We start from the raw sequence: 22,431 nt of genomic DNA, 5'->3' as shown, positions 1-22,431 counted from the left end.
CACCCGCACCATTCTTTAAGCGGAAGTAGTTCAGTGGTAGAACATCACCTTGCCAAGGTGGGGGTCGCGGGTTCGAATCCCGTCTTCCGCTCCATTTTTTGCCGGGGTGGCGGAACTGGCAGACGCACAGGACTTAAAATCCTGCGGTAGGTGACTACCGTACCGGTTCGATTCCGGTCCTCGGCACCAGAAGAATTTAATAATGCGCCCGTAGCTCAATTGGATAGAGCGTTTGACTACGGATCAAAAGGTTAGGGGTTCGACTCCTCTCGGGCGCGCCATTATTAACGGGGAGTAGCTCAGCTTGGTAGAGCACTTGGTTTGGGACCAAGGGGTCGCAGGTTCGAATCCTGTCTTCCCGACCATTTATTATTGGGGCCTTAGCTCAGCTGGGAGAGCGCCTGCTTTGCACGCAGGAGGTCAGCGGTTCGATCCCGCTAGGCTCCACCATTATTATTTTAACATTTCGGCGGTGTAGCTCAGCTGGCTAGAGCGTACGGTTCATACCCGTGAGGTCGGGGGTTCGATCCCCTCCGCCGCTACCATTTAATTAAACAATGCTGGACCTTTAGCTCAGCTGGTTAGAGCAGACGGCTCATAACCGTCCGGTCGTAGGTTCGAGTCCTACAAGGTCCACCACTTTCATTTATACGGAGGAATACCCAAGTCCGGCTGAAGGGATCGGTCTTGAAAACCGACAGGCGGGTCAAACCGCGCAGGGGTTCGAATCCCCTTTCCTCCTCCATATTTTTAATAATACTATCGCGGGGTGGAGCACGCCCGAATAACCTTCGAAGGAATTTCTTCAGCGCACCGATTGAACTGCTGCTTGAATAATCTTTCTAAAATCGGGGCGGTTACTTCATTGAATAAGCTGCGATGTAATGCTTGATGTGGGCATAGAAAAATCACATAAATAATACTATCGCGGGGTGGAGCAGTCCGGTAGCTCGTCGGGCTCATAACCCGAAGGTCGCAGGTTCAAATCCTGCCCCCGCAATCTGGTCCGGTAGTTCAGTTGGTTAGAATGCCTGCCTGTCACGCAGGAGGTCGCGGGTTCGAGTCCCGTCCGGACCGCCATTTTTATAAAATAAACAATATACGGCTCAGTAGCTCAGTCGGTAGAGCAAAGGACTGAAAATCCTTGTGTCGGCGGTTCGATTCCGTCCTGAGCCACCATCTTTAATCTTAACGCGGGTGTAGTTTAGTGGTAAAACCTCAGCCTTCCAAGCTGATGATGAGGGTTCGATTCCCTTCACCCGCTCCAAAATGGGCCTATAGCTCAGCTGGTTAGAGCGCACGCCTGATAAGCGTGAGGTCGATGGTTCGAGTCCATTTAGGCCCACCATTTTATATTATTGTTCCGCAGTAGCTCAGTGGTAGAGCATTCGGCTGTTAACCGAACGGTCGTAGGTTCGAATCCTACCTGCGGAGCCATATATGGGGAAGTACTCAAGTGGCTGAAGAGGCGCCCCTGCTAAGGGTGTAGGTCGGGTAACCGGCGCGAGGGTTCAAATCCCTCCTTCTCCGCCATATTGGCCCCTTGGTCAAGCGGTTAAGACACCGCCCTTTCACGGCGGTAACACGGGTTCGAATCCCGTAGGGGTCATACAAAAAAGCTGTCAACAATTTGTTGGCAGCTTTTTTGCTGTCTTTTCTGTTCTGTTCCAGCATACCTTCAGTTAGTTACATCTCTGTTTTTTAATCAAACTTCTCTTCTTCCTTGCTTAATTTATTGCCTGGATTATTCAAATCGATTTCGGAAGATATCCCCGTATAGGGGCCTCTAAACATATCACCAGTGGCTATAATCTTTCCATCCGGTGCTTCAAATAACGGAACTCTTACTTCATTTTTTGATGCCTCATTCAATAATAATTCCTCTTCTTTATTACTCAAAATATTATTCTCCTTTCATTTTTTGCTTGCATACTTTGTCTTATTTTGTCTGAGTTTACCGGAGATTATGTCGAAGGCTGTTAAATTGGGCAGAATGTTATCGGATTATAGCGGGTTTTAGACATTGTTGTCATAAAATTAAAAAAACTTTTACAAGGATTTTTCTCATGTTCCGCGAATATAACAGGAAAGTCAAAAGAAACGAGACTGGGTGGGGAGAAGGATGGTAGTGGATACTTTGTTTCCAACCGATTATCAGCTGCATTTGTTCCATGAAGGGACATATTATGAAAGTCACCAGTTATTTGGTGCACATGTAGTTTCCAATGGCGGAGATGTGTTTACCCGCTTTTGTGTTTGGGCACCGAATGCTGAAGTTATCAGATTAGTCGGTGATTTTAATGATTGGAATGGAGAAGGCTATACCTTACATAGAGTGAATAATGAAGGTGTCTGGTTTATTCAGCTGGATGGAAACATGGAAGGTGCCTTGTATAAGTATGAAATTGAAACAAAGAAAGGAGATGTTTTATTAAAGGCTGATCCTTATAGCTTTTTTTCAGAAGTAAGGCCCAATACAGCATCTAAAGTATATTCGCTGGACGGGTATCAGTGGAATGACAGCAAATGGATCCAAAAAAAAGAAATGAAGTCTATTTATACGGAGCCTGCAGTTATTTATGAAGTCCATATGGGTTCATGGAAGCAAAAAGAATCTGGAAGTCTGTATACATACAGGGAGCTTGCAGATGAGCTAATTCCTTATGTGGTCGAACATGGGTTTACGCATATAGAATTGCTTCCTCTAATTGAGCATCCGCTCGACGCTTCCTGGGGCTATCAGGGAACAGGCTATTACTCTGTTACAAGCCGTTATGGCAGCCCGCATGATTTTATGTATTTTGTTGATCAGTGCCACCAGCATGGTGTTGGTGTCATTCTGGACTGGGTGCCGGGGCACTTCTGCAAAGATGCCCATGGTCTTTATCAGTTTGATGGTTCGTATTTGTATGAGTATGAAACTGAGGGCGACAGAGAGAACAGAGTATGGGGGACAGCCAATTTTGATCTCGGCAAAAATGAAGTTCAAAGCTTTCTTATTTCCAACGCAGTTTTTTGGATGGAGAAATATCATATTGATGGCTTCCGGGTTGATGCGGTCGCTAATATTATCTATTGGCCTAACCGGGATGGGAAAACAGAAAATCCATTCGGCACCAGTTTTCTGCAGAACTTAAATAAAGTTGTTTCTCAATATGACTCTTCCTTTCTCATGATGGCAGAGGATTCAACAGACTGGCCGCAAGTGACTGCACCAGTCCATTATGGAGGGCTGGGTTTTCATTACAAGTGGAATATGGGCTGGATGAATGACGTTCTTACATATATGGAAACAGCGCCTGAGAGGCGATCTGGTGTTCATGGAAAGATGACATTTTCGCTTTTGTATGCTTTTACAGAAAACTTCATACTGCCTTTTTCACATGATGAAGTTGTTCATGGGAAAAAATCGCTGCTTGATAAAATGCCGGGAGATTACTGGCAAAAATTTGCTCAATTCAGGCTCCTGCTTGGATATATGATTGCCCACCCCGGTAAGAAGCTTCTTTTCATGGGAAGCGAACTTGGGCAGTTTTCGGAATGGAAAGACAAAGAACAGCTTGATTGGCATCTGCTTGATTACGAGATGCATAAAAAAGCAAATGATTATGTGAAAGATTTAATAAAGGTTTATAAACGTTCAAAGGCTCTTTTTGAGCTTGATCATCTTCAGGATGGTTTTGAATGGATTGATTGTCATAATGCAGACCAATCCATCTTTTCTTTTATCAGGAAAGGCTCTAAAGTGGATGATTTTCTTGTGATTGTCTGCAATTTCACACCTGCTTTCTACCTTAATTATCGTATTGGAGTTCCAAAGGCGGGTTCCTATCGGGAAATACTCAACAGTGACAGTGATAGCTTTGGAGGATCAAATTGCACTAACAAGAGGGTCCTTAAGACAGAGCAATTAGAGTTTCATGGCAAGCCGTTCAGTTTGGAAATGTCTATTCCGCCATTTGGCATTTCAATCTTACGCCCTGTAAAACATCGGAAGGAGAGGAAGGGAAATGGGAAAGAAAAAGTGCGTCGCAATGTTATTAGCAGGAGGGAAAGGGAGCAGGCTTAGTTCTCTGACAAAAAGTCTTGCGAAACCTGCAGTTCCCTTTGGAGGGAAATACCGGATTATTGATTTTACATTGAGCAATTGCACCAATTCCGGAATTGATACAGTCGGTGTTCTTACCCAATACCAGCCGCTGGTTCTGAATTCGTATATTGGCATAGGCAGCGCATGGGATCTTGATAGAAAGAACGGAGGTGTGACCGTACTGCCCCCTTACAGTGAATCATCGGAAGTGAAGTGGTATACGGGAACAGCGAGTGCCATTTATCAGAACCTCAATTATTTAAAGCAGTATGATCCTGAATATGTCCTGATTTTATCCGGTGATCATATTTATAAAATGAATTATGAGCTGATGCTGAATTATCATATTGAAAAAGGCGCGGATGCCACTATTTCAGTAATTGAAGTGCCTTGGCCGGAGGCAAGCAGGTTCGGAATCATGAACACCGATGACGAGATGCGGGTTGCAGAATTTGAGGAAAAACCAGCATATCCAAAAAATAATCTGGCCTCCATGGGAATATATATTTTTAATTGGTCTGTTTTAAAGGAATATCTGGAAATGGATGACCGCAATCCGGAATCAAGTCATGACTTTGGAAAGGATATTATCCCACTGATGCTTGATGAAAATAAAAAGCTGTTCGCTTACCCATTCAATGGCTACTGGAAGGATGTCGGTACAGTCAAGAGCCTGTGGGAAGCAAATATGGATTTATTGGATGATGAATGCGAGCTGAATCTTTTCGATCATGATTGGCGGATCTATTCGGTGAATCCGAATCATCCTCCACAGTTTATTTCAACTCAAGCAGAGGTTGCAGAGTCTTTGATAAATGAAGGCTGTACAATTGAAGGGGAAGTTGAAAAGTCAGTGCTATTTCAAGGGGTTCTGGTTGGAAAGAATACTGTGATCCGTGAATCGGTCATCATGCCTGATGCTGTAATTGGTGAAAATGTCTATATAGAAAAGGCTATAGTGCCAAGCGGAATGAACATACCTGATGGCGTTGTGATTAGTGCTTCCGAAGAAGAAGATGAAATTATTCTGATAACACAGGAAATGATACAGGGAATTTGTTCTTAATTCACAGCCTGGATGCCAAAACGGCGCCTGGCCAATAAAACGGGAGGGAATGTCATGAAGAAGAGAATGCTTGGTGTGATAGACGCAACAACCTACCATGAAGAGTTAGAGGAATTGACAGTACACAGGTCGCTCGCAGCTGTTCCGTTTGCAGGCCGCTATAGGCTAATCGATTTTGTTCTCTCCAATATGGTCAACTCGGATATTGAAAGTGTTGCCATATTTCCGAAGTATCAATATCGCTCTTTAATGGATCATCTTGGTTCTGGTAAAAATTGGGACCTTAACAGAAAAAGGGATGGGCTATTCTTTTTCCCATCTCCTTTGCTGGATAGTCCAAGTAAAGGAATTGGATCTTTCAATCACTTTGCAGCTAATTTGGATTATTTTTATCGCAGTAAGCAGGAGTATGCATTGATCTCAAACTGTTTTACCGTTTTTAATATGGACTTCAGGCCTGTTCTTGATAGACATATTATGACGGGGTGTGATATTACAGTTGTTCGGCAGGATGGGCGCTCCCTTGAAATGTACCTTGTAAAAACTTCGCTGCTCATTAGCTTAATAGAAAATAGAAACGAGACTGGATACACATGCATGAGTGATGTCGTTACAGACATCCATCATTCTTACACGATATGCAATTATGAATATGCCGGTTTGGCCGTCATGATTGATTCCATTGAAAATTACTTTGCTGCCAGCATGGGTCTATTGGAACCGGAGGCCTGGAAAAATATTTTTCTGCGAAGTCAGCCGATTTTTACAAAAGTAAAAGATGAACCGCCAACCCGTTATATGAAAGGTGCGAGTGCAAAGAATTCGATGATTGCGAATGGATGCATGATTGAAGGGACGGTTGAGAACAGCATTATATCCCGAGGGGTAAAAATTGGCAAGGGTTCAGTCGTAAAAAACTGCATAATTATGCAAAAAACCCAAATTGGAGAAAACTGTGTTTTAGACTCCGTTATTTTAGATAAAGATGTTAAGGTAGAATCCGGTGCCAGGATTGAGGGAAGACGTGAAATGCCTATGGTTATTCGCAAAGGCACCGTACAAGGAGCGCTGATGAACTCGTGAAAGTATTGTTTGCTGTTTCTGAATGTGTTCCATTTGTTAAATCCGGAGGACTTGCTGACGTAGCTGGTTCTCTCCCGAAAGAGCTTGCAAAGCAGGGGACTGACGTACGGGTTATCCTTCCTAAGTATGGTTCCATATCAGATAATTTAAAAAATAAAATGACTAAAAGGTGCGAGTTTACAGTTCAGGTAGGCTGGAGAAACCAGTATTGCGGAATTGAAGAACTTGAGCATCAGGGAATCCTATTCTATTTTGTTGATAATGAATACTACTTCAACCGTGAAAAATTATACGGTTATTATGATGATGGAGAGAGGTTTGCCTATTTTAACCGGGCCGTGCTGGATGCACTTCAGCATATTGATTACTATCCGGATGTCATTCACAGCCACGATTGGCATACTGGAATGATTCCTTTTCTGCTGAGGGTTGAGTATCGTGCGAAAAAAGGGTATGAGTTCATTCGGACAGTCTTCACCATTCATAATCTTCAGTTTCAGGGAATCATGCCGGGGAGTGCTTTAGGGGATCTATTAGGGCTTGACTATAGCCATTTTCATCCAGATAAGCTTGAATTCTTCGGAAACATCAATTTTATGAAGGGCGGACTTGTCGCTGCTGATAAAATTACAACAGTCAGCCCTACCTATAAAGATGAAATTCAGACGAAATATTACGGAGAGAAGCTGCATGATTTGCTGAAGCGCAGAGCTTATGATCTGGAAGGAATCTTAAATGGGATTGATGATGAATTTTATAATCCTGAGAAGGATCCATTTATAAAAGAGAACTATGCCGTTGAAAAACTTCAGATTAAAAAAGAAAATAAGATGGATATTCAGAAAAAATTCAGCCTGCCGGTTAAGGAAGAGGTTCCTCTGATAGCCATGGTTACGAGGCTGACAAAACAAAAGGGCCTGGACCTGGTTAAATGTGTGTTCCATGAGCTTATGCAGGATGATATTCAAGTCCTTGTTTTGGGGACTGGGGACCCTGAGTTTGAGCAATTTTTCAGGGAGATGGAAGCGGGCTACCCCGATAAGTGCAAAGCATATATTGGATTTGATGAAGGGCTTGCACATGAGTTCTATGCAGGATCCGATTTATTCTTAATGCCTTCACAATTTGAGCCATGCGGCTTAGGGCAGATGATTGCAATGAGATATGGATCCATTCCCATCGTCAGGGAAACAGGCGGATTAAATGATACTGTTCATTCTTACAATGAAGTCACAGGAGAAGGCAACGGCTTTTCCTTCAGCCATTTTAATGCCCATGATATGCTCTATACTATTAGAAGAGCAATAGGCTTTTACGGTAACAGCAAAATATGGGAGCAAATTATGAAAAATGCAATGGGAATGGATAACAGCTGGGCGCAATCTGCTTTCAAATACAATCAGCTATATGCAGGCCTTGTTTCAAGGAGTGAAAGCCATGTTTTCTGATCGCGATGAGTTCAAGGAGGAATTCTTGAAGAAATTGGAGATGACATGCGGTAAAAGCTTTGGTGAAAGCACAGAAAGAGATCATTACTTCACGCTTGGAAATATGATCAGAGAACATGTGAGCACAGAGTGGATTAATACTAATGAACGCTACCGCATCGACCGTGAAAAGCAGGTATATTACTTATCCATTGAGTTTTTATTGGGGCGCCTGCTTCATCATAATCTGATAAACCTGGGAATTGAGCAGGTTGTCAAGGAAGGTCTGGCTGATCTGGGAATTGAATTGAACCGTCTTGAAGAAATCGAGGCAGATGCAGGGCTTGGAAACGGCGGACTGGGACGTCTGGCAGCTTGCTTTATGGATTCACTGGCATCCTTAAATCTTCCAGGCCATGGATGTGGTATTCGCTATAAGCATGGCCTATTTGAGCAGAAAATTGTGGATGGCTATCAGGTGGAGCTTCCGGAGCAGTGGCTGCGGAACGGCCATGTCTGGGAAGTAAGAAAAGCAGACCTGGCAATTGAAGTTCCTTTTTGGGGAAAAGTCGAAATGAAAGAGGACAATGGCAGGCTTGTGTTCCGGCATGTGAATGCTGAAACAATTTCAGCTGTTCCTTACGATATGCCTGTCGCTGGCTATAAAACAGATACGATTAACACTCTAAGACTCTGGAATGCTGAACCGTCTCCTTATCCTATAAATCATGATATTTTAAAATATAAACGGGAAACCGAATCTGTTTCGGAATTTCTATATCCTGATGATACCCATGATGAGGGAAAGATTCTGAGGCTGAAGCAGCAATACTTTCTTGTCTCGGCCAGTATCCGTTCCATTGTGCGTTCCTATCGAAAGCAGCATAATAGTTTAAGAGATTTCCACGAATATGTGAGCATTCATATTAATGATACACATCCGGTTCTTGCCATTCCTGAACTTATGAGAATCCTGCTGGATGAAGAGGGAATGGGATGGGAGGAAGCCTGGGACATTACGGTCAAGACGATTGCCTATACGAATCATACAACTCTTTCAGAGGCATTGGAGAAATGGCCTGTCCGAATTTTCCAGCCTTTGCTGCCGCGGATTTATATGATAGTGAATGAAATCAATGAGCGCTTTTGCCGCGAACTTTGGGACAGATTCCCGGGTGATTGGAAGCGGATTGAGGATATGGCGATCATCGCACATGACCAGGTTAAGATGGCACACCTTGCCCTTGTCGGCAGCTCGAGCGTAAATGGTGTTGCCGCACTTCATACAGAAATCTTAAAGAAGCGGGAAATGAATCAGTTTTATGAGATTTTTCCTGAGAAATTTAATAATAAAACTAATGGGATCACGCATAGAAGCTGGCTGCTGAAAGCGAATCCACTTTTGTCGGATCTTATTAATGAGGGCATCGGGGCTGGGTGGATTCGGGAACCGGAAAAGCTTCAGGAACTGGCAGATTTTAAGAATGATAGAGTATTCCTTGATCAGCTGCATCAGGTTAAGCAATTGAATAAGGAAAGATTGGCGAAGCGCATCCAGGAGCAGCAGGGTATAATTGTTGATACTTCTTCCATTTTTGACATTCAGGTTAAGCGTCTGCATGCTTATAAGCGCCAGCTGTTAAATATTCTTCATGTTATGCATTTATATAATAGGCTGAAGGAAGATTCCAATTTTCGGATGCATCCGCGGACATTTATTTTCGGGGCAAAAGCTTCGCCAGGCTATTACTATGCAAAGAAGATCATTAAATTAATTAATACCGTTGCTGAAAAGGTGAACAATGACCGGAAGACAAAAGAAGTTCTAAAGGTTATCTTCCTGGAGAATTACCGTGTTTCGCTCGCTGAGGAAATTTTCCCGGCTGCAGATATCAGTGAGCAAATTTCAACGGCAAGCAAGGAAGCTTCCGGCACAGGAAATATGAAATTCATGATGAATGGTGCTTTGACAGTGGGTACGCTGGATGGAGCCAATATTGAGATAAAAGAAAAAGCAGGAGATGACAATATTTTCATCTTTGGCCTAACGGCAGATGAGGTGCTCAGCTTTTACCAAAATGGCGGATATAATTCCAGAGAGTATTATCATCATGATAAGCGAATTCGCCAGGTTGCCGACCAGCTCGTGAATGGATTCTTCCCGGATGCTGATGATGAGTTCGAGCCCATTTTCGATTCCCTGCTGATGGAAAATGACCAATACTTTGTGTTGAGGGATTTTGCTTCCTATGTCAATATCCAGAAAGAAGCTGGGAAAGCATACGAGGATCGGGAACATTGGCTGAAAAAGAGCCTAATGAATATTGCCGGTTCAGGCTATTTTTCAAGCGACCGCACAATCAGTGAATATGCGCGGGAAATCTGGAAAATCAAACCCGCTGGCGTTGAGATGATGAATAAGTAAAAAGGAGAACAGCCCTTCCAGTGAGAAGAGGCTGTTTTTTGTTGAGTGGGAATAACGCCAAAATGAAAGTGCTCAAGAGAAAATGGGAGTTAATCAGTGGGAATAACTCCCCAAATGAAGGTAGTCAAGAGAAAATGGGAGTTAATCAGGGGGAAAAACGCCCAAAATGAAGGTGGTCAAGAGAAAATGATAGTTAATCAATGTGAATAACGCCCAAAATGAAGGTGCTCAAGAGAAAATGGGAGTTAATCAGTATGAATAATGCCCAAAATGAAAATGCTCAAGAGAAAATGGGAGTTAATCAATGTGAATAACGCCCAAAATGATAGTACTCAAGAGATACTGGGAGTTAATCACGAGGATTAACTCCCAAACTGTAGATGCCTAAGAGAAAACAGCAGTTAATCACAAAAAGGCGGTTTCCAATAGAGTCTATAATCATTATTCCGTTTCATGGAGGCAGGAGATCTACCCTTTAGTGCGCCTAACCGGCATCGTGCAGCAGCGGAAGGCACCTCCTGATTTAATAATTTCAGTAATGTCTACCTCAATAACTTCATAGCCCCTGGACCTGAGCTCTTTATTGACATTCTTATTAATGGGAAGGCTGAAGATTTTTTTATTGCCAATAGAGAGGACATTGGTTCCGAGTGTGAATTGCTCCTCTTCCGATACTTTTATTAAATCATAGCGTGATTCCAGCATTTTGACTTTTTCCCCGTGGATTTCTCCTGGAAAGATAAGAGCTTCCTCCGGTGAAATAATATTGAATACACAATCAAGATGCAGATATGTATCAGTAAAAGGGATGGATACGACATCATAATCTGGCATAAGGCTGCGAAGATGCTCGATCGCATCTTCGTGGGTACGGCTGCTTACCCCGGCATATATGGTTTGGCCATCGATCAGGACGTCTCCTCCCTCTATGCGGTCTCCCGTAAGATTGTAAAAAGGAACCTGGTTTGCTTCCAGCCATTGTTTCAGGACATTTTCTTCTCCTTGCCGAATATCTGCCGCCATTTCTGCAACATAAACCTTTTCTCCAAGTGTAAATCCGATATCACGGGTAAAAACCTGCTCCGGATATTTTTCAAGCGAGGGCAGCAAAACCACATTGATTCCCTGTTCCTTTAATGCACTGACAAAATGTCTGTGCTGCTTCATGGCTGTGTCTATATTAATACCTTCTTTTTCATAATGCTTTTGTGTTTCATTTATTGTATCTACAATCGTCATGTACTTCGGTTCACATAACACTACTTGTTCAAGTTTGTCATATTCGGAAAAGCATGCAGCTTTTTGTTGTCCGGACATAATGATCCTCCCAGCGATATATTCTTAAGATAATATTGCCTATGAGAAGCGGTTTTACTCCGTAAAGAGCAACTATTAACAAAAATTGCCACTATAAAAAAGGTTTAAAAACCCTGATAATGAAATCATTAGATATAAAGGGGGTAGCTGTTAAATGTACCAAATCGAGAGAGGATCAATGGAAGAAGTTTTGCTGCATCTTCAAAATATTGGACTGCAACTTAATGAATTCGAGAAAACAAATGATTCTATTCCGGTGAAAAACTATAAAGAACTGCTGGAATTCAGCATCTCCATTGCCCGCCGCACAAACGATGTTTCTGATACGATTGATGAGATTATCCAGGATATCGAATCCAAACTATAAACATATATAAGGGTATCTTATTTTGCCATTTGACATAAAAAAGCGATGCAGCTGCATCGCTTTTACTTTAATCCTTATCTTCATCCACATAGCCGTCAGTTTCATGATACGGCACATCACCATAAGGTGCTTCGATATCATTCTCATCCAGCATGGCTTCATACTCTTCCTGTTTCTTGGAAGGATAGACTTTTCTCTCCTTGCCTTCAAGGTCATTTCCGATAAACGTCTCATAATCTTCAGTAAACCCTTCGTCATCATGTCCTTCATTATAAAGGGAGTTATAATCTTCATAGTCGCCTCTTAAGTCAGAGGGTGTCTCAGAAGTTCCAAAACGGGCAACTTCCTGGAAGCTGTCTTCATTATCTACGACTTCTCTGAATTGATGATGCTGAAAGGTATTCCCATGCGCAGGTTCAAGCACATCTTCTTCGACAGGACGGTCTCCGGGCACGTTTTGCTCTGGACTATGCTCCTTGCAGTATAGGGTTGCTGGAATCACTTCAAGCCGCTCATATGGAATTTCGGAACCGCACTCTTTGCATTTGCCGTATGAACCATCTTCAATTGCCTGCAGCGCTGCATTTACTTTATTCAGTTCAGAGTCATGATGTTCTTCTAAAGCAAAATCCTTTTCGCGCTCATAAAGTTCAGATCCCATATCGGCTGGATGGTTGTCATAAAGGGATAGCTCTCCTACTGTGTCTCTGGCGCTTGCTCCTTCCAGACTTCCTTCTTTATTGCCCTGAAGCTGGGATTCCAGTGATTTTTTTTCATCATTCAATTCTTTTTTTAAATGGCTGATTTGTTCATTGTTCAACATATTATGCACATCCTTGGATTTAATAAATTTTATAAAAGGCCTGCTGATGCCAGAGTCACAAAATAAAGCCAAGTTCTGCCGCTCTTGCTCTGCCGGGTATTAAAAATCTTAGTCCATATGGGTTTAGTATGGACGTAGTTGGCAAAATCATAACGGAAGAAAAAATTTTAGGGTCAAGCATCTTCCATAAATAAAAAATACCCGTTAAAAATGGGATGAAACCAAAAGGGTGCTTTCTGCTGTTTTTTTCAAACAAAAAACCCCTGCTATAAAAGCAGAGGTTTTTTTAAAATCATAAAAGATACCCGATAAAAAGGCCTACTGATAAAAGAAAGCCAAAGATTGTATTTGTCTGGGCAGTGGCTTTCATCGCAGGCATCATTTGCATAGGCAGTGTTTTGCCGATGAAGCCTTTCGTTGCTTTTATTGCCTTAGGCGCACTAAGAACAACGATAGCAAGCCATGGAGTTATGATGTTCATGGCAATTAATATGAAAACCCATGCATACGACACGATGAACATTGCGGCAAGCAGCTTGATTGCCCCATTTTTCCCTAAAAGAATTGCCAGTGTTTTGCGGCCGAATTCCTTGTCGCCGTCCAGGTCTCTGATATTATTGGCCAGCAGAATGGCGCCAACAAGTATCAAAATAGGGAAGGATACTAAAACACTTGTTGCTGTTACGGTTCCTGCCTGAATGTAAAAAGAAATTAAGATGATCAGCATGCCCATGAAAAAACCTGCAAATAATTCTCCAAATGGTGTGTATGCTATCGGCAGCGGACCGCCAGTATATAAATATCCTACTGCCATGGAGGCCAGTCCAATTGCTGCAATCCACCAGCTTGTGTTCATGCAGATGTAGAATCCAAGCAATATCGAAATCCCATACAGGCCAAAAGCCAGGTTCAGAACCGTTTTTGGTTTGATTCCTTCCCGGACAATAGCTCCTCCAATTCCGACAGAGTCTTCCGTATCAAGCCCTCTTTTGAAGTCGTAGTATTCGTTAAACATATTAGTGGCAGCCTGAATCAGCAGACTTGCTGCCAGCATAGCCAAAAACAGGCCAAATTTTATTTCAGTTAGTTCCATTGCAAGAGCTGTTCCAAGCAGAACCGGCACAAAGGCAGCAGTAAGAGTATGTGGCCTGGTCAGCTGCCACCAGACCCTCCAGTTCTTTGAGTTGGAAGCAGGCGGAAAATTGGTCTGTGCTTGTGGTTGCATGATAACTCTCCCCTTATTTATCTATTCTGTAATGATATCATTAATTGCATCATTCAAACTTGTTTATTTTAACCGATGACCAGGGTATTGTCAAAGTAAACCGTTATACGGCTATATATCAAACACCTTAAGTTTAGGTAAATAATGCAAGAGTGTCAACGTATTATTGCCGTAAAAAGAACCGGAATTTTCCATAGTTAAGGGAACTTTAATGCAGCACGTTCCGGTATTAACAGTGCTATTTGCTGAATTGAGTTCAATTCATATTATAGATGCCTAAAGTAAGCTATAATATAATAAGGATGCAAAAAGGGATGGTCTGATTGACATCATTGACATTCTCTGAATTACAGGTGTATCTTAGAATAAGTTTAAAGTAGGATAACAGCAATCTAAGCTGTTATTGGAGGGATTTTTTTGGTTACGATACAAGATACGGAACTAAAAGAAGGGATCCAAGAGGCGATCGAGAGGGCAAAAGCTTTGTCAAAGCCTGTTTTAGTGAGCGAAGTTCAAAAAATAAATCATATAGACCCCCTTTCTTTTTATGCGGCAGGAAAGAGCCGTTTTTTTGGTGAACGCTTTTTCTGGAAGGATCCTTCTGGTGAAACTTATATAATCGGGCTCGGGATTTGCAGGCAAATCCAGTCAGATCAAAGTATAGGAAGATTTAAACGTGTTGAAAAGGAATGGAAGCGTTTTATTAATAACAGCATTATTTTTAACCCTTATGATAAAAATGCTACAGGGCCCGTGATGTTTGGCGGCTTTTCTTTCGATCCGCTAAAGAAGAAAACAAAGCTTTGGTCGAAATATTCCGATTCCCTTTTTCATGTGCCGACATATATGTACAGTGAAATGAATGGACAGGCCTATCTGACAACAAATGTTGTCTGCACTCAGCATGATGGTGATTCTCTTTTTGAAAAGATAGTGGCCGAACGAGGCATGATAATGGCTTCAATCAAAGATTATCATCCTGAGAGTGTAAATACTCTTCAGGAGGAAGAGGATATAAATCCGGAAAAATGGATGGAGACAGTAGATGCGGTTGTGGATGAACTTAAATCCGGATCTTTAAAAAAGGTTGTGCTTGCCCGGGAATCAAGGCTCATTTATGATAAGCCAATTGAGATTGAAAGAGTTCTCTTGAATCTGATGGAAATGCAGAGAGAAAGCTTTGTCTTTGCTTTTGAATCGAACGGTGACTGCTTTATTGGAGCCTCCCCAGAACGGCTTATAAAGAAATATGGAGAAAATGTTTTCACAACTTGTCTGGCAGGTTCCATCCCAAGAGGCAAAACAGCAGAGGATGATCATATCCTGGGCGATGCTTTATTGCATGATCAGAAAAATTTAACAGAACATCAATATGTGGTTGATATGATTAAGGAAGCAATGGGGGAATCCTGCTCAGAAGTTGAATTGCCTGAAGAGCCGCAGCTGATGAAGATGAGAGATATTCAGCACTTGTATACCCCTGTAATAGGAAAAACCAAGGGAGATGCTTCCCTTCTTGCATTAGTTGACCGTCTGCATCCGACTCCTGCTCTTGGAGGTCTTCCTAAAAGAGAAGCAGTGGAAAAAATAAGAGAAGTAGAAGAACTGGATCGGGGCTTTTATGCTGCTCCATTAGGATGGATGGACTTCAGGGGAAATGGCGAATATGCTGTTGCAATCAGATCTGGTCTTATTCAGGGAAATGAAGCATCCTTGTTTGCAGGCTGCGGAGTGGTGCAGGATTCAAATGCCGAAAGCGAGTATCAGGAAACAAAAATTAAATTCCGGCCAATGCTTACGGCTCTTGGGGGTTATGAAAAGTGAATCATCAGGAAGCTTTAACTTCATATATAGCCGCATTTGTGGCTGAATTAGTAAAAAGCGGGGTAGAGGATGTCGTGGTCAGTCCCGGCTCCCGTTCTACCCCAATGGCTATGGTAATGGCAGAGCATCCGGAGCTTCGTGTACATATCCATGTGGACGAGCGCTCGGCTGCCTTTTTTGCGTTGGGGATTGCTAAGGCATCCCAAAGACCGGCAGCTTTGCTGTGTACATCTGGAACGGCTGCAGCCAATTACTATCCTGCCATTGTGGAAGCCCGGTATTCCAGAGTGCCGCTGATCGTGCTTACTGCGGACCGGCCTCATGAACTAAGGGATGTTGGTGCTCCACAGGCGATCGATCAGATCCATTTGTATGGAAAAAATGTAAAGTGGTTTGTTGAGATGGCTCCTCCAGAGAATACGGCTGAAATGCTTCGTTATGCCCGCACAGTATGCGCAAGAGCAGCTTCTGCTGCCCAGAGCTCACCAGCAGGTCCTGTTCATCTTAATTTTCCTTTCCGTGAGCCTTTAGTGCCGCAGCTTGACCGCAATGATCTATTTGAGCTGAGTGACCGCACCGAAGGTTATGTGAATATTCATAGCGGCCAGTTTGGTTTACCTGATGAAGAGTACAAGGAAATGGCACAGTTGTTAAACTCGGCACAAAAAGGGATTATTGTCTGCGGTCCTTTGGAGAAAGCTGACTTCCCTGCAGCCGTGATTAAGCTGGCGGAAATGCTGAACTATCCAATCATTGCTGATCCATTATCCCAGCTAAGAAGCGGGCTTCACGAAGGAAGCTTCATTATTGATGCATATGATAGCTTTTTGAAAAATGAGGATGCAAAAAAGGCGCTCAAGCCGGATGTCATTATACGGTTCGGTGCTATGCCTGTATCGAAGCCGTTGACCATTTTTATGAAAGAAAACAGCACTGCCCGCCAGATTATTGTTGATGGAGGCGGCGGTTGGCGGGATCCTTCACTGCTTTCGACCGAAATGATTCATTGTGATGAGCTTCTATTCTGCGAGTCTGTCACGTCATATTTAAACACTTCAGAGAATGATGAATTCATTGCTTTATGGAAAAAAATCAATGATCTAACCAGATCAAGGCTTGCGGATATTAATGAAGTGGATGAATTGAGCGAGGGTAAATTATTTTTCCAGCTTGCGGAATTGCTGCCGGAAGGCTCTGCTCTATTTGTAGGAAATAGTATGCCTATACGGGATCTGGATACATTCTTCCATTATAATCAAAAGGGCATTAGAGTAATGGCCAACAGGGGAGCAAATGGCATTGATGGCACCGTTTCAACTGCTCTTGGTGCTGGAATGGCATCACAGCCGCTGTATTTAGTGCTTGGCGATTTAACCTTTTTCCATGACTTAAATGGCTTAATTGCCTCTAAACAGTATGGAATAGATATCAATATACTGCTGATTAATAATAATGGAGGCGGAATTTTTTCATTCCTGCCGCAGGCAAATCACCCCAGAAATTTTGAAAAACTGTTTGGAACACCTCTTGATCTGGATTTCAGCCATGCCATTAAGATGTTTGGCGGTCAATATGACTTAATCTTAGATTGGGAACATTTTATTTCCGCCTTCCAGCAGAACATGGACAGATCAGGCATAAAGGTAATGGAGATTACGACAAATCGGGACAGAAATTTAACCGAGCATCGAGAATTGTGGGAATCTGTTTCCCGGGAAATAAGTCGATTGCTGGAAGGGTGAATGCCGATGAAATATGTCATTAATGGAGTTCAATATCATGTCGATACATGGGGAACGGGATTTCCGCTTCTGCTTCTTCATGGCTTCACAGGAAATAGTGAAGGTTGGAAAGAATTCGCTCCCTTCTGGAAGGATCATTCGAAAACAATAGCTTTGGACATCATCGGACATGGGAAATCTGGATCACCACCTGATATTGGCCATTATCAAATAGAAGAGTCGGCCGCAGTGATTAACAGTCTATTAGAAAAGATGGAAATCGGGAAGATCGATGTACTTGGATATTCTATGGGAGGGCGCCTTGCGCTAACTTTTGCGGTTAAATACCCTGAAAAGGTCCGCACTCTGATTTTGGAAAGTGCTTCTCCTGGGCTTAGGACGGAAAAGGAGCGGCACGAAAGAAGAATTCAGGATAAAAAATTGTCTAAAAGAATCCGGCAGGAAGGCATTAAGAATTTTATTGACTATTGGGAGAACATCCCTTTATTTCAAAGCCAAAAAAGTCTTCCAGAAAAAATCCGAGCCAGAATAAGAAGCCAGCGTTTGGCCAATTCTATTGATGGTCTGGCAAACAGCCTGAATGGCATGGGCACTGGTGCTCAGCCATCCTGGTGGGACGGGCTTGCTCATCTCGAAATGCCTGTACTTCTGATTACTGGAGAACTGGATCAAAAATTCTGCAGAATTGCGGAAGAAATGTCAAAAATTTTGCCAAATGTTCATTGGAAGACCGCTGAAGGTGCAGGACATGCAATTCATGTGGAGAAACCTGAATTATTTGGTACAATAGTAAGTGGGTTTTTGTCGCATACAGGGGAGATTAATACAAATAGCAGCAAAGATTGAGGAATAATATCATTTGCTGCAGAAAAAGCCGGTGCGGCAATTAACGCTTTCTAATACATATTAAGGAGGATTCATGTATGTCAGCTGTTGAATGGGTTGCAGGAAAACAGTACGAAGAAATCATTTATGAAACATACAATGGAATTGCGAAAATTACGATTAACAGACCGCAAGTCCATAATGCCTTTACTCCAAGAACGGTAATGGAATTAATTGATGCATTTGCGTACGCACGCGATGATGAAAATGTAGGTGTAATTGTCCTAACGGGTGCCGGAGACAAAGCATTTTGTTCAGGCGGAGACCAATCTGTCAGAGGACATGGCGGATATGTAGGCGACGACCAGATCCCCCGTTTAAATGTACTGGATTTGCAGCGCCTGATCCGTGTTATTCCTAAGCCGGTTATTGCAATGGTAAAAGGCTATGCGATTGGCGGAGGACATGTCCTTCATATCGTATGTGACTTAACGATTGCAGCAGATAACGCTGTATTCGGACAAACAGGACCTAAAGTAGGAAGCTTCGATGCAGGTTATGGTTCAGGATATCTTGCCAGAATCGTGGGCCATAAGAAAGCACGCGAAATTTGGTATCTGTGCCGCCAGTACGGGGCTCAGGAAGCTTTAGATATGGGGCTTGTTAATACAGTGGTGCCGCTTGAGAAAGTGGAAGAAGAAACAATTAAGTGGTGTGAAGAAATACTTGAGAAGAGCCCGACGGCTATCCGCTTCTTGAAGGCTGCCTTCAATGCCGATACTGATGGGCTTGCAGGAATCCAGCAATTCGCCGGAGATGCAACACTTCTATACTATACAACGGATGAAGCGAAAGAAGGCCGTGACGCATTTAAAGAAAAACGCAAGCCTGACTTCGGCCAATTCCCGCGTTTCCCTTGATTGAATATGAATTTTTTCAGCTTGATGGCTTGCCATCAGGCTGTTTTTATATGAAGAATCGCATGAAATGAGGAGTTTATGATGGAAGCGCAATTAGTGCCGAATTTTCTTCAAAAGCGGACTTTTTTAACCCCCGATCGCCCTGCCCTTTCCTTTTTGGGGAAAACCTATACATTTTCGGAAGTATATGAGCGTGCATACACGATAGCGGGACAGTTGCAGGCTGCTGGATGCATGAGAGGACAATTTGCAGGTGTCCTTCTCCGAAATCATGAAGACACTGTTTTTATTCTTTTGGCCCTGCAGCTACTCGATGTAAAGGCCGTCATATTAAATAACAGGCTGACTGCGGAGGAATTGATTTGGCAAATGAATGATTCGAAGTCCGCTTTCCTCTTAACTGAGAATACATTTAGTGAAGTAAGCCAAAGGGTTGTAAACTCTTTAGGAGAAATTTCGGCAATCCATAAAGAAGAGCTATTCAGGAAAGTTCCCCATGAGCCGTTATTAGTAGAAGAGATAAGTCTTGATGAGGTTTGTACGGTCATGTATACATCCGGTACAACCGGCAATCCGAAAGGTGTACTGCAAACCTATGGAAATCATTGGTGGAGTGCAGTGGGGTCTGCATTGAATTTAGGGTTGAATGAAAACGACAGCTGGCTGTGTGCTGTCCCGATTTTTCATATTAGCGGCTATTCCATTTTAATGCGCAGCATTATCTATGGCATGAAAATGGTTCTTTTTGAATCTTTCCATGAAGAGAAGGCTATTGAGGCCATTTCCATCGAGAAAGTGACCATCATGTCTGTTGTAAGTACAATGCTGACCAGGATAGCAGATGCACTTAAAGGTGAAAAGCTGCCGGAGTATTTCAGATGTATGTTATTAGGAGGAGGGCCCGCAGCGAAATCCCTTCTGGAAGATTGCAGGGATAAGGGAATCCCTGTTTACCAGACTTACGGAATGACAGAAACTTCGTCACAGATTGTTACACTGGCTCCGGAATACAGTCTCAGCAAATTGGGTTCCGCCGGTAAGCCTTTATTTCCTTCCCAGCTGAAAGTTGCTGCTCCAAATGGGAAGCATGCTGACCCCGGGGAAGCGGGAGAAATTCTTGTAAAAGGTCCAAATGTGACAAAAGGGTATTTAAACCGAAAAGAGGAAACAGCCGAAAGACTAAAGGGTGGCTGGCTTTCAACTGGAGATATTGGATATGTGGATAAAGAAGGATTTTTATTTGTGCTTGATCGGCGGTCCGATTTAATTATTTCAGGCGGAGAAAATATCTATCCGGCTGAAGTCGAGGGTGTTCTTATTTCTCACTCCCAAATATCGGATGCAGGGGTCATTGGCATGAAGGACGATGTTTGGGGTGAAGTGCCTGTCGCCTTTATTGCTGGAGACGAGAATCTGGATGAAAAAGAAGTGATGAAGTACTGCTTTGAGAAGCTGGCGAAGTATAAAGCACCTAAAAAACTAATCATCATTAATGAAATCCCGAGGAACGCTTCAAAAAAGATTTTAAGAAGAAAACTTCGGGAACTGCTTGAGGAAAGCGGGAATTAGCATGGATATAAAGACAATTACTTTATATAAAATCACGATGCCTTTGAAAACTCCTTTTTACACGCATTTAGGGACAGTGAAGGATAGAGACGGAATTATTGTTGAGGTAATCGATCAAGAAGGACGAAAAGGCTACGGGGAAGGAGTCGCTTTTTCTTCACCCTGGTATACGGAGGAAACGGTTGAAACGAGCTATCATATGCTAAAAGAATTCCTTATCCCAATAATGCGTAATGCGAATATAAAGCATCCTTCAGAAGCAGGCCGGGTTTTTGACGTCTTCAGAAGGAATCAAATGGCGAAAGCAGCACTTGAGACGGCTTTATGGGACTTGGCAGCCAAAAAAGAAGATATTTCTCTATCAAAATATATAGGCGGCCAGCGGGAATTGATTCCATCCGGCGTGGTTGTTGGCGCTAAAACAAAGGAAGAAGTAAGAAGGCAAATTGAATACTATCTGGAAAGCGGCTATCAAAGGGTCAAAATAAAGATCAGCCCCGCGAACGATTATGAATTTATTTCAGAGATCCGCCGCTTTTATCCCGATTTGCCAATCATGGCAGATGCTAATTCAGCTTACTCATTGAACGACATTGAACATTTAAAAAGGCTTGATGAATTCGGGCTGCTGATGATTGAACAGCCGCTGGAATATGATGATATTGTTGATCATGCAAAGCTTCAGAAAGAACTGAAGACTCCAATTTGCCTGGATGAGAGTATTGTCACCTTTAATGATGCCAGGAGAGCTGTCGAGCTGGGAAGCTGTAAAGTCATCAATATTAAGATTGGCCGGGTTGGAGGTCTGGGGACAGCAAAGAAGATTCATGATTATTGCCTGGATAAAGGGATCCAGGTCTGGTGTGGAGGCATGCTGGAATTCGGTATCTCCCGTGCACATAATATTGCTCTTGCCTCTATGGAGGGTTTTTCAATTCCAGGTGATATTTCAGCGTCGGGGAGGTATTGGGAAGAAGACATCATTCTGCCCGAAGTCACCGTTGAAAACGGGATGATAAAAGTTCCTGATAAGCCGGGAATCGGTTATGGGATTAATGAAAAAAGGCTGAACGAAGTTTGCACCTCAAAAGAAAGCATTGCTTTATAAGTAAAAAACCGCATTTCTCTATTTGTCAGAATTGCGGTTTTCATATTATTGCAAAAAAAATAAGGCGCATGATCAGCGCCTTTTATTATAAATTATTGTGTAATTTCGTCTTGAATAAATGAATCCTCTTTAATGGCAAAGGAGCTTAATCCGGCAGCAGCAGCAAAAGCAGCTCCAAGCAAAATAATGGTTGATAACATTTGTATCACTCCTAAAAGTTGTTGTTACTCTATACATTCCCGGTAAAAATCTTAATAAACTTGTTTATATAAAAAACACAAAAGCGATACATAAAATGCACCGCTTTTGCAGCCTTATTCAATGAAATGCAAAACCGCCAAACGACAACACCCTTTAGGTGCTGTCACCCATTAAAGGTCATGAGGCTCGAACGTTTTGCAGTCTGTTTCTTTGCTGTTGTCTGCAGTTTCGCCAGTATGGCTGACTACGTATATTTGGTCTGCACTGCATCGGTTCCCATTTTTCCAGAAAGTGCAGTTATTAACTTCACATAGGACATCTTTTGCCATTGCTGATCACTCCTAAGCAGAAAATATGACCAAGCCGAAAATTGCAAATTTCGGGCGGCACCTGGGTACCAGGGTCTTTTTTATTTTTTG

Annotated in this window: 17 protein-coding genes and 16 tRNA genes; 28 read left to right on the top strand and 5 right to left on the bottom strand. The window is 42.7% G+C overall.

Annotated features, from left to right (window positions below):
- The first annotated feature begins 19 nt into the window (after positions 1-19).
- The 16 genes from JI665_RS10735 (at position 20) to JI665_RS10660 (ending at position 1,609) form a co-directional block, all read left to right on the top strand.
- Positions 20-94, top strand: a tRNA-Gly gene (locus JI665_RS10735).
- Positions 95-100: 6 nt separating this feature from the next.
- Positions 101-189: transfer RNA gene (locus tag JI665_RS10730), tRNA-Leu, on the top strand.
- A 15-nt stretch (positions 190-204) separates the two neighbouring features.
- Positions 205-281 (top strand) — tRNA-Arg (locus JI665_RS10725).
- A 7-nt stretch (positions 282-288) separates the two neighbouring features.
- A tRNA-Pro gene (locus JI665_RS10720) sits at positions 289-365 on the top strand.
- A 9-nt stretch (positions 366-374) separates the two neighbouring features.
- Positions 375-450: transfer RNA gene (locus JI665_RS10715), tRNA-Ala, on the top strand.
- Between the two features lie 18 nt (positions 451-468).
- Positions 469-545 (top strand) — tRNA-Met (locus tag JI665_RS10710).
- Between the two features lie 17 nt (positions 546-562).
- Positions 563-639, top strand: a tRNA-Ile gene (locus tag JI665_RS10705).
- 13 nt (positions 640-652) lie between these two features.
- A tRNA-Ser gene (locus tag JI665_RS10700) sits at positions 653-745 on the top strand.
- Between the two features lie 181 nt (positions 746-926).
- Positions 927-1,000, top strand: a tRNA-Met gene (locus JI665_RS10695).
- Positions 1,001-1,003: 3 nt separating this feature from the next.
- Positions 1,004-1,080, top strand: a tRNA-Asp gene (locus tag JI665_RS10690).
- 23 nt (positions 1,081-1,103) lie between these two features.
- A tRNA-Phe gene (locus tag JI665_RS10685) sits at positions 1,104-1,179 on the top strand.
- 14 nt (positions 1,180-1,193) lie between these two features.
- A tRNA-Gly gene (locus JI665_RS10680) sits at positions 1,194-1,267 on the top strand.
- A gap of 4 nt (positions 1,268-1,271) precedes the next feature.
- A tRNA-Ile gene (locus tag JI665_RS10675) sits at positions 1,272-1,348 on the top strand.
- 14 nt (positions 1,349-1,362) lie between these two features.
- Positions 1,363-1,437 (top strand) — tRNA-Asn (locus tag JI665_RS10670).
- A 5-nt stretch (positions 1,438-1,442) separates the two neighbouring features.
- Positions 1,443-1,533, top strand: a tRNA-Ser gene (locus JI665_RS10665).
- A 4-nt stretch (positions 1,534-1,537) separates the two neighbouring features.
- Positions 1,538-1,609, top strand: a tRNA-Glu gene (locus JI665_RS10660).
- Between the two features lie 92 nt (positions 1,610-1,701).
- Here the strand turns inward: JI665_RS10660 and JI665_RS10655 are convergent.
- Positions 1,702-1,899, bottom strand: coding sequence for a hypothetical protein (locus tag JI665_RS10655; protein ID WP_206839266.1), 198 nt, complete (start codon positions 1,897-1,899; stop codon positions 1,702-1,704).
- 223 nt (positions 1,900-2,122) lie between these two features.
- Here JI665_RS10655 and glgB point away from each other — a divergent pair, with 223 nt between their 5' ends.
- Genes glgB through JI665_RS10630 form a run of 5 tightly spaced genes read left to right on the top strand, consistent with a single transcriptional unit; the run spans position 2,123 to position 10,091 of the window.
- A complete protein-coding gene (gene glgB / locus JI665_RS10650; RefSeq protein ID WP_206839264.1) occupies positions 2,123-4,069 on the top strand; it encodes a 1,4-alpha-glucan branching enzyme in 1,947 nt (648 codons plus the stop codon).
- Positions 4,011-5,156, top strand: a complete 1,146-nt coding sequence (locus JI665_RS10645) for a glucose-1-phosphate adenylyltransferase (RefSeq protein WP_206839262.1) — start codon at positions 4,011-4,013, stop codon at positions 5,154-5,156. Before glgB ends, JI665_RS10645 begins: the two co-directional genes overlap by 59 nt.
- Before the next feature lie 54 nt (positions 5,157-5,210).
- Positions 5,211-6,239, top strand: coding sequence for a sugar phosphate nucleotidyltransferase (locus JI665_RS10640; protein WP_206839260.1), 1,029 nt, complete (start codon positions 5,211-5,213; stop codon positions 6,237-6,239).
- Positions 6,236-7,687 (top strand): glycogen synthase GlgA, encoded by a 1,452-nt coding sequence (glgA, locus tag JI665_RS10635; RefSeq protein ID WP_206839258.1) that lies wholly within the window; start codon positions 6,236-6,238, stop codon positions 7,685-7,687. Before JI665_RS10640 ends, glgA begins: the two co-directional genes overlap by 4 nt.
- Positions 7,677-10,091 carry a glycogen/starch/alpha-glucan phosphorylase gene (locus tag JI665_RS10630; protein ID WP_206839255.1) on the top strand — a complete coding sequence of 805 codons (2,415 nt, stop codon included), beginning with the start codon at positions 7,677-7,679 and terminating at the stop codon, positions 10,089-10,091. Before glgA ends, JI665_RS10630 begins: the two co-directional genes overlap by 11 nt.
- A gap of 468 nt (positions 10,092-10,559) precedes the next feature.
- Here JI665_RS10630 and JI665_RS10625 read toward each other — a convergent pair whose 3' ends face one another.
- Positions 10,560-11,408 carry a dimethylarginine dimethylaminohydrolase family protein gene (locus JI665_RS10625; RefSeq protein ID WP_206839254.1) on the bottom strand — a complete coding sequence of 283 codons (849 nt, stop codon included), beginning with the start codon at positions 11,406-11,408 and terminating at the stop codon, positions 10,560-10,562.
- 154 nt (positions 11,409-11,562) lie between these two features.
- Between JI665_RS10625 and JI665_RS10620 the strand changes: the two genes are divergently transcribed.
- On the top strand, positions 11,563-11,775 hold the full coding sequence (locus JI665_RS10620) for a hypothetical protein (protein ID WP_035330432.1): 213 nt from the start codon (positions 11,563-11,565) through the stop codon (positions 11,773-11,775).
- Positions 11,776-11,842: 67 nt separating this feature from the next.
- Here JI665_RS10620 and JI665_RS10615 read toward each other — a convergent pair whose 3' ends face one another.
- A complete protein-coding gene (locus JI665_RS10615) occupies positions 11,843-12,598 on the bottom strand; it encodes a TraR/DksA C4-type zinc finger protein (protein ID WP_206839253.1) in 756 nt (251 codons plus the stop codon).
- Positions 12,599-12,890: 292 nt separating this feature from the next.
- Positions 12,891-13,823: a 1,4-dihydroxy-2-naphthoate polyprenyltransferase gene (locus JI665_RS10610; protein ID WP_206839252.1), complete on the bottom strand. Its 933-nt coding sequence runs from the start codon at positions 13,821-13,823 to the stop codon at positions 12,891-12,893.
- A 417-nt stretch (positions 13,824-14,240) separates the two neighbouring features.
- Between JI665_RS10610 and JI665_RS10605 the strand changes: the two genes are divergently transcribed.
- The 6 genes from JI665_RS10605 (at position 14,241) to menC (ending at position 21,811) form a co-directional block, all read left to right on the top strand.
- The gene (locus JI665_RS10605; RefSeq protein ID WP_206839251.1) at positions 14,241-15,647 is read left to right on the top strand and encodes an isochorismate synthase; all 1,407 of its coding nucleotides are present in this window, start codon (positions 14,241-14,243) and stop codon (positions 15,645-15,647) included.
- Entirely contained in the window at positions 15,644-17,389 is a 1,746-nt protein-coding gene (gene menD / locus JI665_RS10600; RefSeq protein WP_206839250.1) for a 2-succinyl-5-enolpyruvyl-6-hydroxy-3-cyclohexene-1-carboxylic-acid synthase, read from the top strand. Before JI665_RS10605 ends, menD begins: the two co-directional genes overlap by 4 nt.
- Positions 17,390-17,395: 6 nt before the next feature.
- Positions 17,396-18,235, top strand: coding sequence for a 2-succinyl-6-hydroxy-2,4-cyclohexadiene-1-carboxylate synthase (gene menH, locus JI665_RS10595; protein WP_206839249.1), 840 nt, complete (start codon positions 17,396-17,398; stop codon positions 18,233-18,235).
- Positions 18,236-18,312: 77 nt separating this feature from the next.
- Positions 18,313-19,134, top strand: a complete 822-nt coding sequence (gene menB, locus JI665_RS10590; RefSeq protein ID WP_206839248.1) for a 1,4-dihydroxy-2-naphthoyl-CoA synthase — start codon at positions 18,313-18,315, stop codon at positions 19,132-19,134.
- Positions 19,135-19,215: 81 nt separating this feature from the next.
- Positions 19,216-20,703, top strand: coding sequence for an o-succinylbenzoate--CoA ligase (locus tag JI665_RS10585; protein ID WP_206839324.1), 1,488 nt, complete (start codon positions 19,216-19,218; stop codon positions 20,701-20,703).
- A 1-nt stretch (position 20,704) separates the two neighbouring features.
- Positions 20,705-21,811: an o-succinylbenzoate synthase gene (gene menC / locus JI665_RS10580; protein WP_206839247.1), complete on the top strand. Its 1,107-nt coding sequence runs from the start codon at positions 20,705-20,707 to the stop codon at positions 21,809-21,811.
- A gap of 371 nt (positions 21,812-22,182) precedes the next feature.
- Here menC and JI665_RS10575 read toward each other — a convergent pair whose 3' ends face one another.
- Positions 22,183-22,341 (bottom strand): DUF1540 domain-containing protein, encoded by a 159-nt coding sequence (locus JI665_RS10575; protein WP_113885567.1) that lies wholly within the window; start codon positions 22,339-22,341, stop codon positions 22,183-22,185.
- Positions 22,342-22,431: the final 90 nt, after the last annotated feature.

The sequence above is a fragment of the Bacillus sp. NTK034 genome (assembly GCF_017303275.1).
GTDB lineage: Bacteria > Bacillota > Bacilli > Bacillales > Cytobacillaceae > Cytobacillus.
The sequence above is the reverse complement of the archived record's forward strand: the minus strand, read 5'-3'. Positions and strand labels throughout refer to the sequence as shown.

Bases quoted from the DNA above. Each gene is read 5' to 3' on its own strand.
- JI665_RS10620 (WP_035330432.1), top strand. From the start codon at position 11,563: ATGTACCAAATCGAGAGAGGATCAATGGAAGAAGTTTTGCTGCATCTT.
- menB (WP_206839248.1), top strand. From the start codon at position 18,313: ATGTCAGCTGTTGAATGGGTTGCAGGAAAACAGTACGAAGAAATCATT.
- JI665_RS10640 (WP_206839260.1), top strand. From the start codon at position 5,211: ATGAAGAAGAGAATGCTTGGTGTGATAGACGCAACAACCTACCATGAA.
- JI665_RS10575 (WP_113885567.1), bottom strand. From the start codon at position 22,341: ATGGCAAAAGATGTCCTATGTGAAGTTAATAACTGCACTTTCTGGAAA.
- JI665_RS10585 (WP_206839324.1), top strand. From the start codon at position 19,216: ATGGAAGCGCAATTAGTGCCGAATTTTCTTCAAAAGCGGACTTTTTTA.
- JI665_RS10615 (WP_206839253.1), bottom strand. From the start codon at position 12,598: ATGTTGAACAATGAACAAATCAGCCATTTAAAAAAAGAATTGAATGAT.
- menH (WP_206839249.1), top strand. From the start codon at position 17,396: ATGAAATATGTCATTAATGGAGTTCAATATCATGTCGATACATGGGGA.
- menC (WP_206839247.1), top strand. From the start codon at position 20,705: ATGGATATAAAGACAATTACTTTATATAAAATCACGATGCCTTTGAAA.
- glgB (WP_206839264.1), top strand. From the start codon at position 2,123: ATGGTAGTGGATACTTTGTTTCCAACCGATTATCAGCTGCATTTGTTC.
- JI665_RS10610 (WP_206839252.1), bottom strand. From the start codon at position 13,823: ATGCAACCACAAGCACAGACCAATTTTCCGCCTGCTTCCAACTCAAAG.
- JI665_RS10645 (WP_206839262.1), top strand. From the start codon at position 4,011: ATGGGAAAGAAAAAGTGCGTCGCAATGTTATTAGCAGGAGGGAAAGGG.
- JI665_RS10625 (WP_206839254.1), bottom strand. From the start codon at position 11,408: ATGTCCGGACAACAAAAAGCTGCATGCTTTTCCGAATATGACAAACTT.
- JI665_RS10630 (WP_206839255.1), top strand. From the start codon at position 7,677: ATGTTTTCTGATCGCGATGAGTTCAAGGAGGAATTCTTGAAGAAATTG.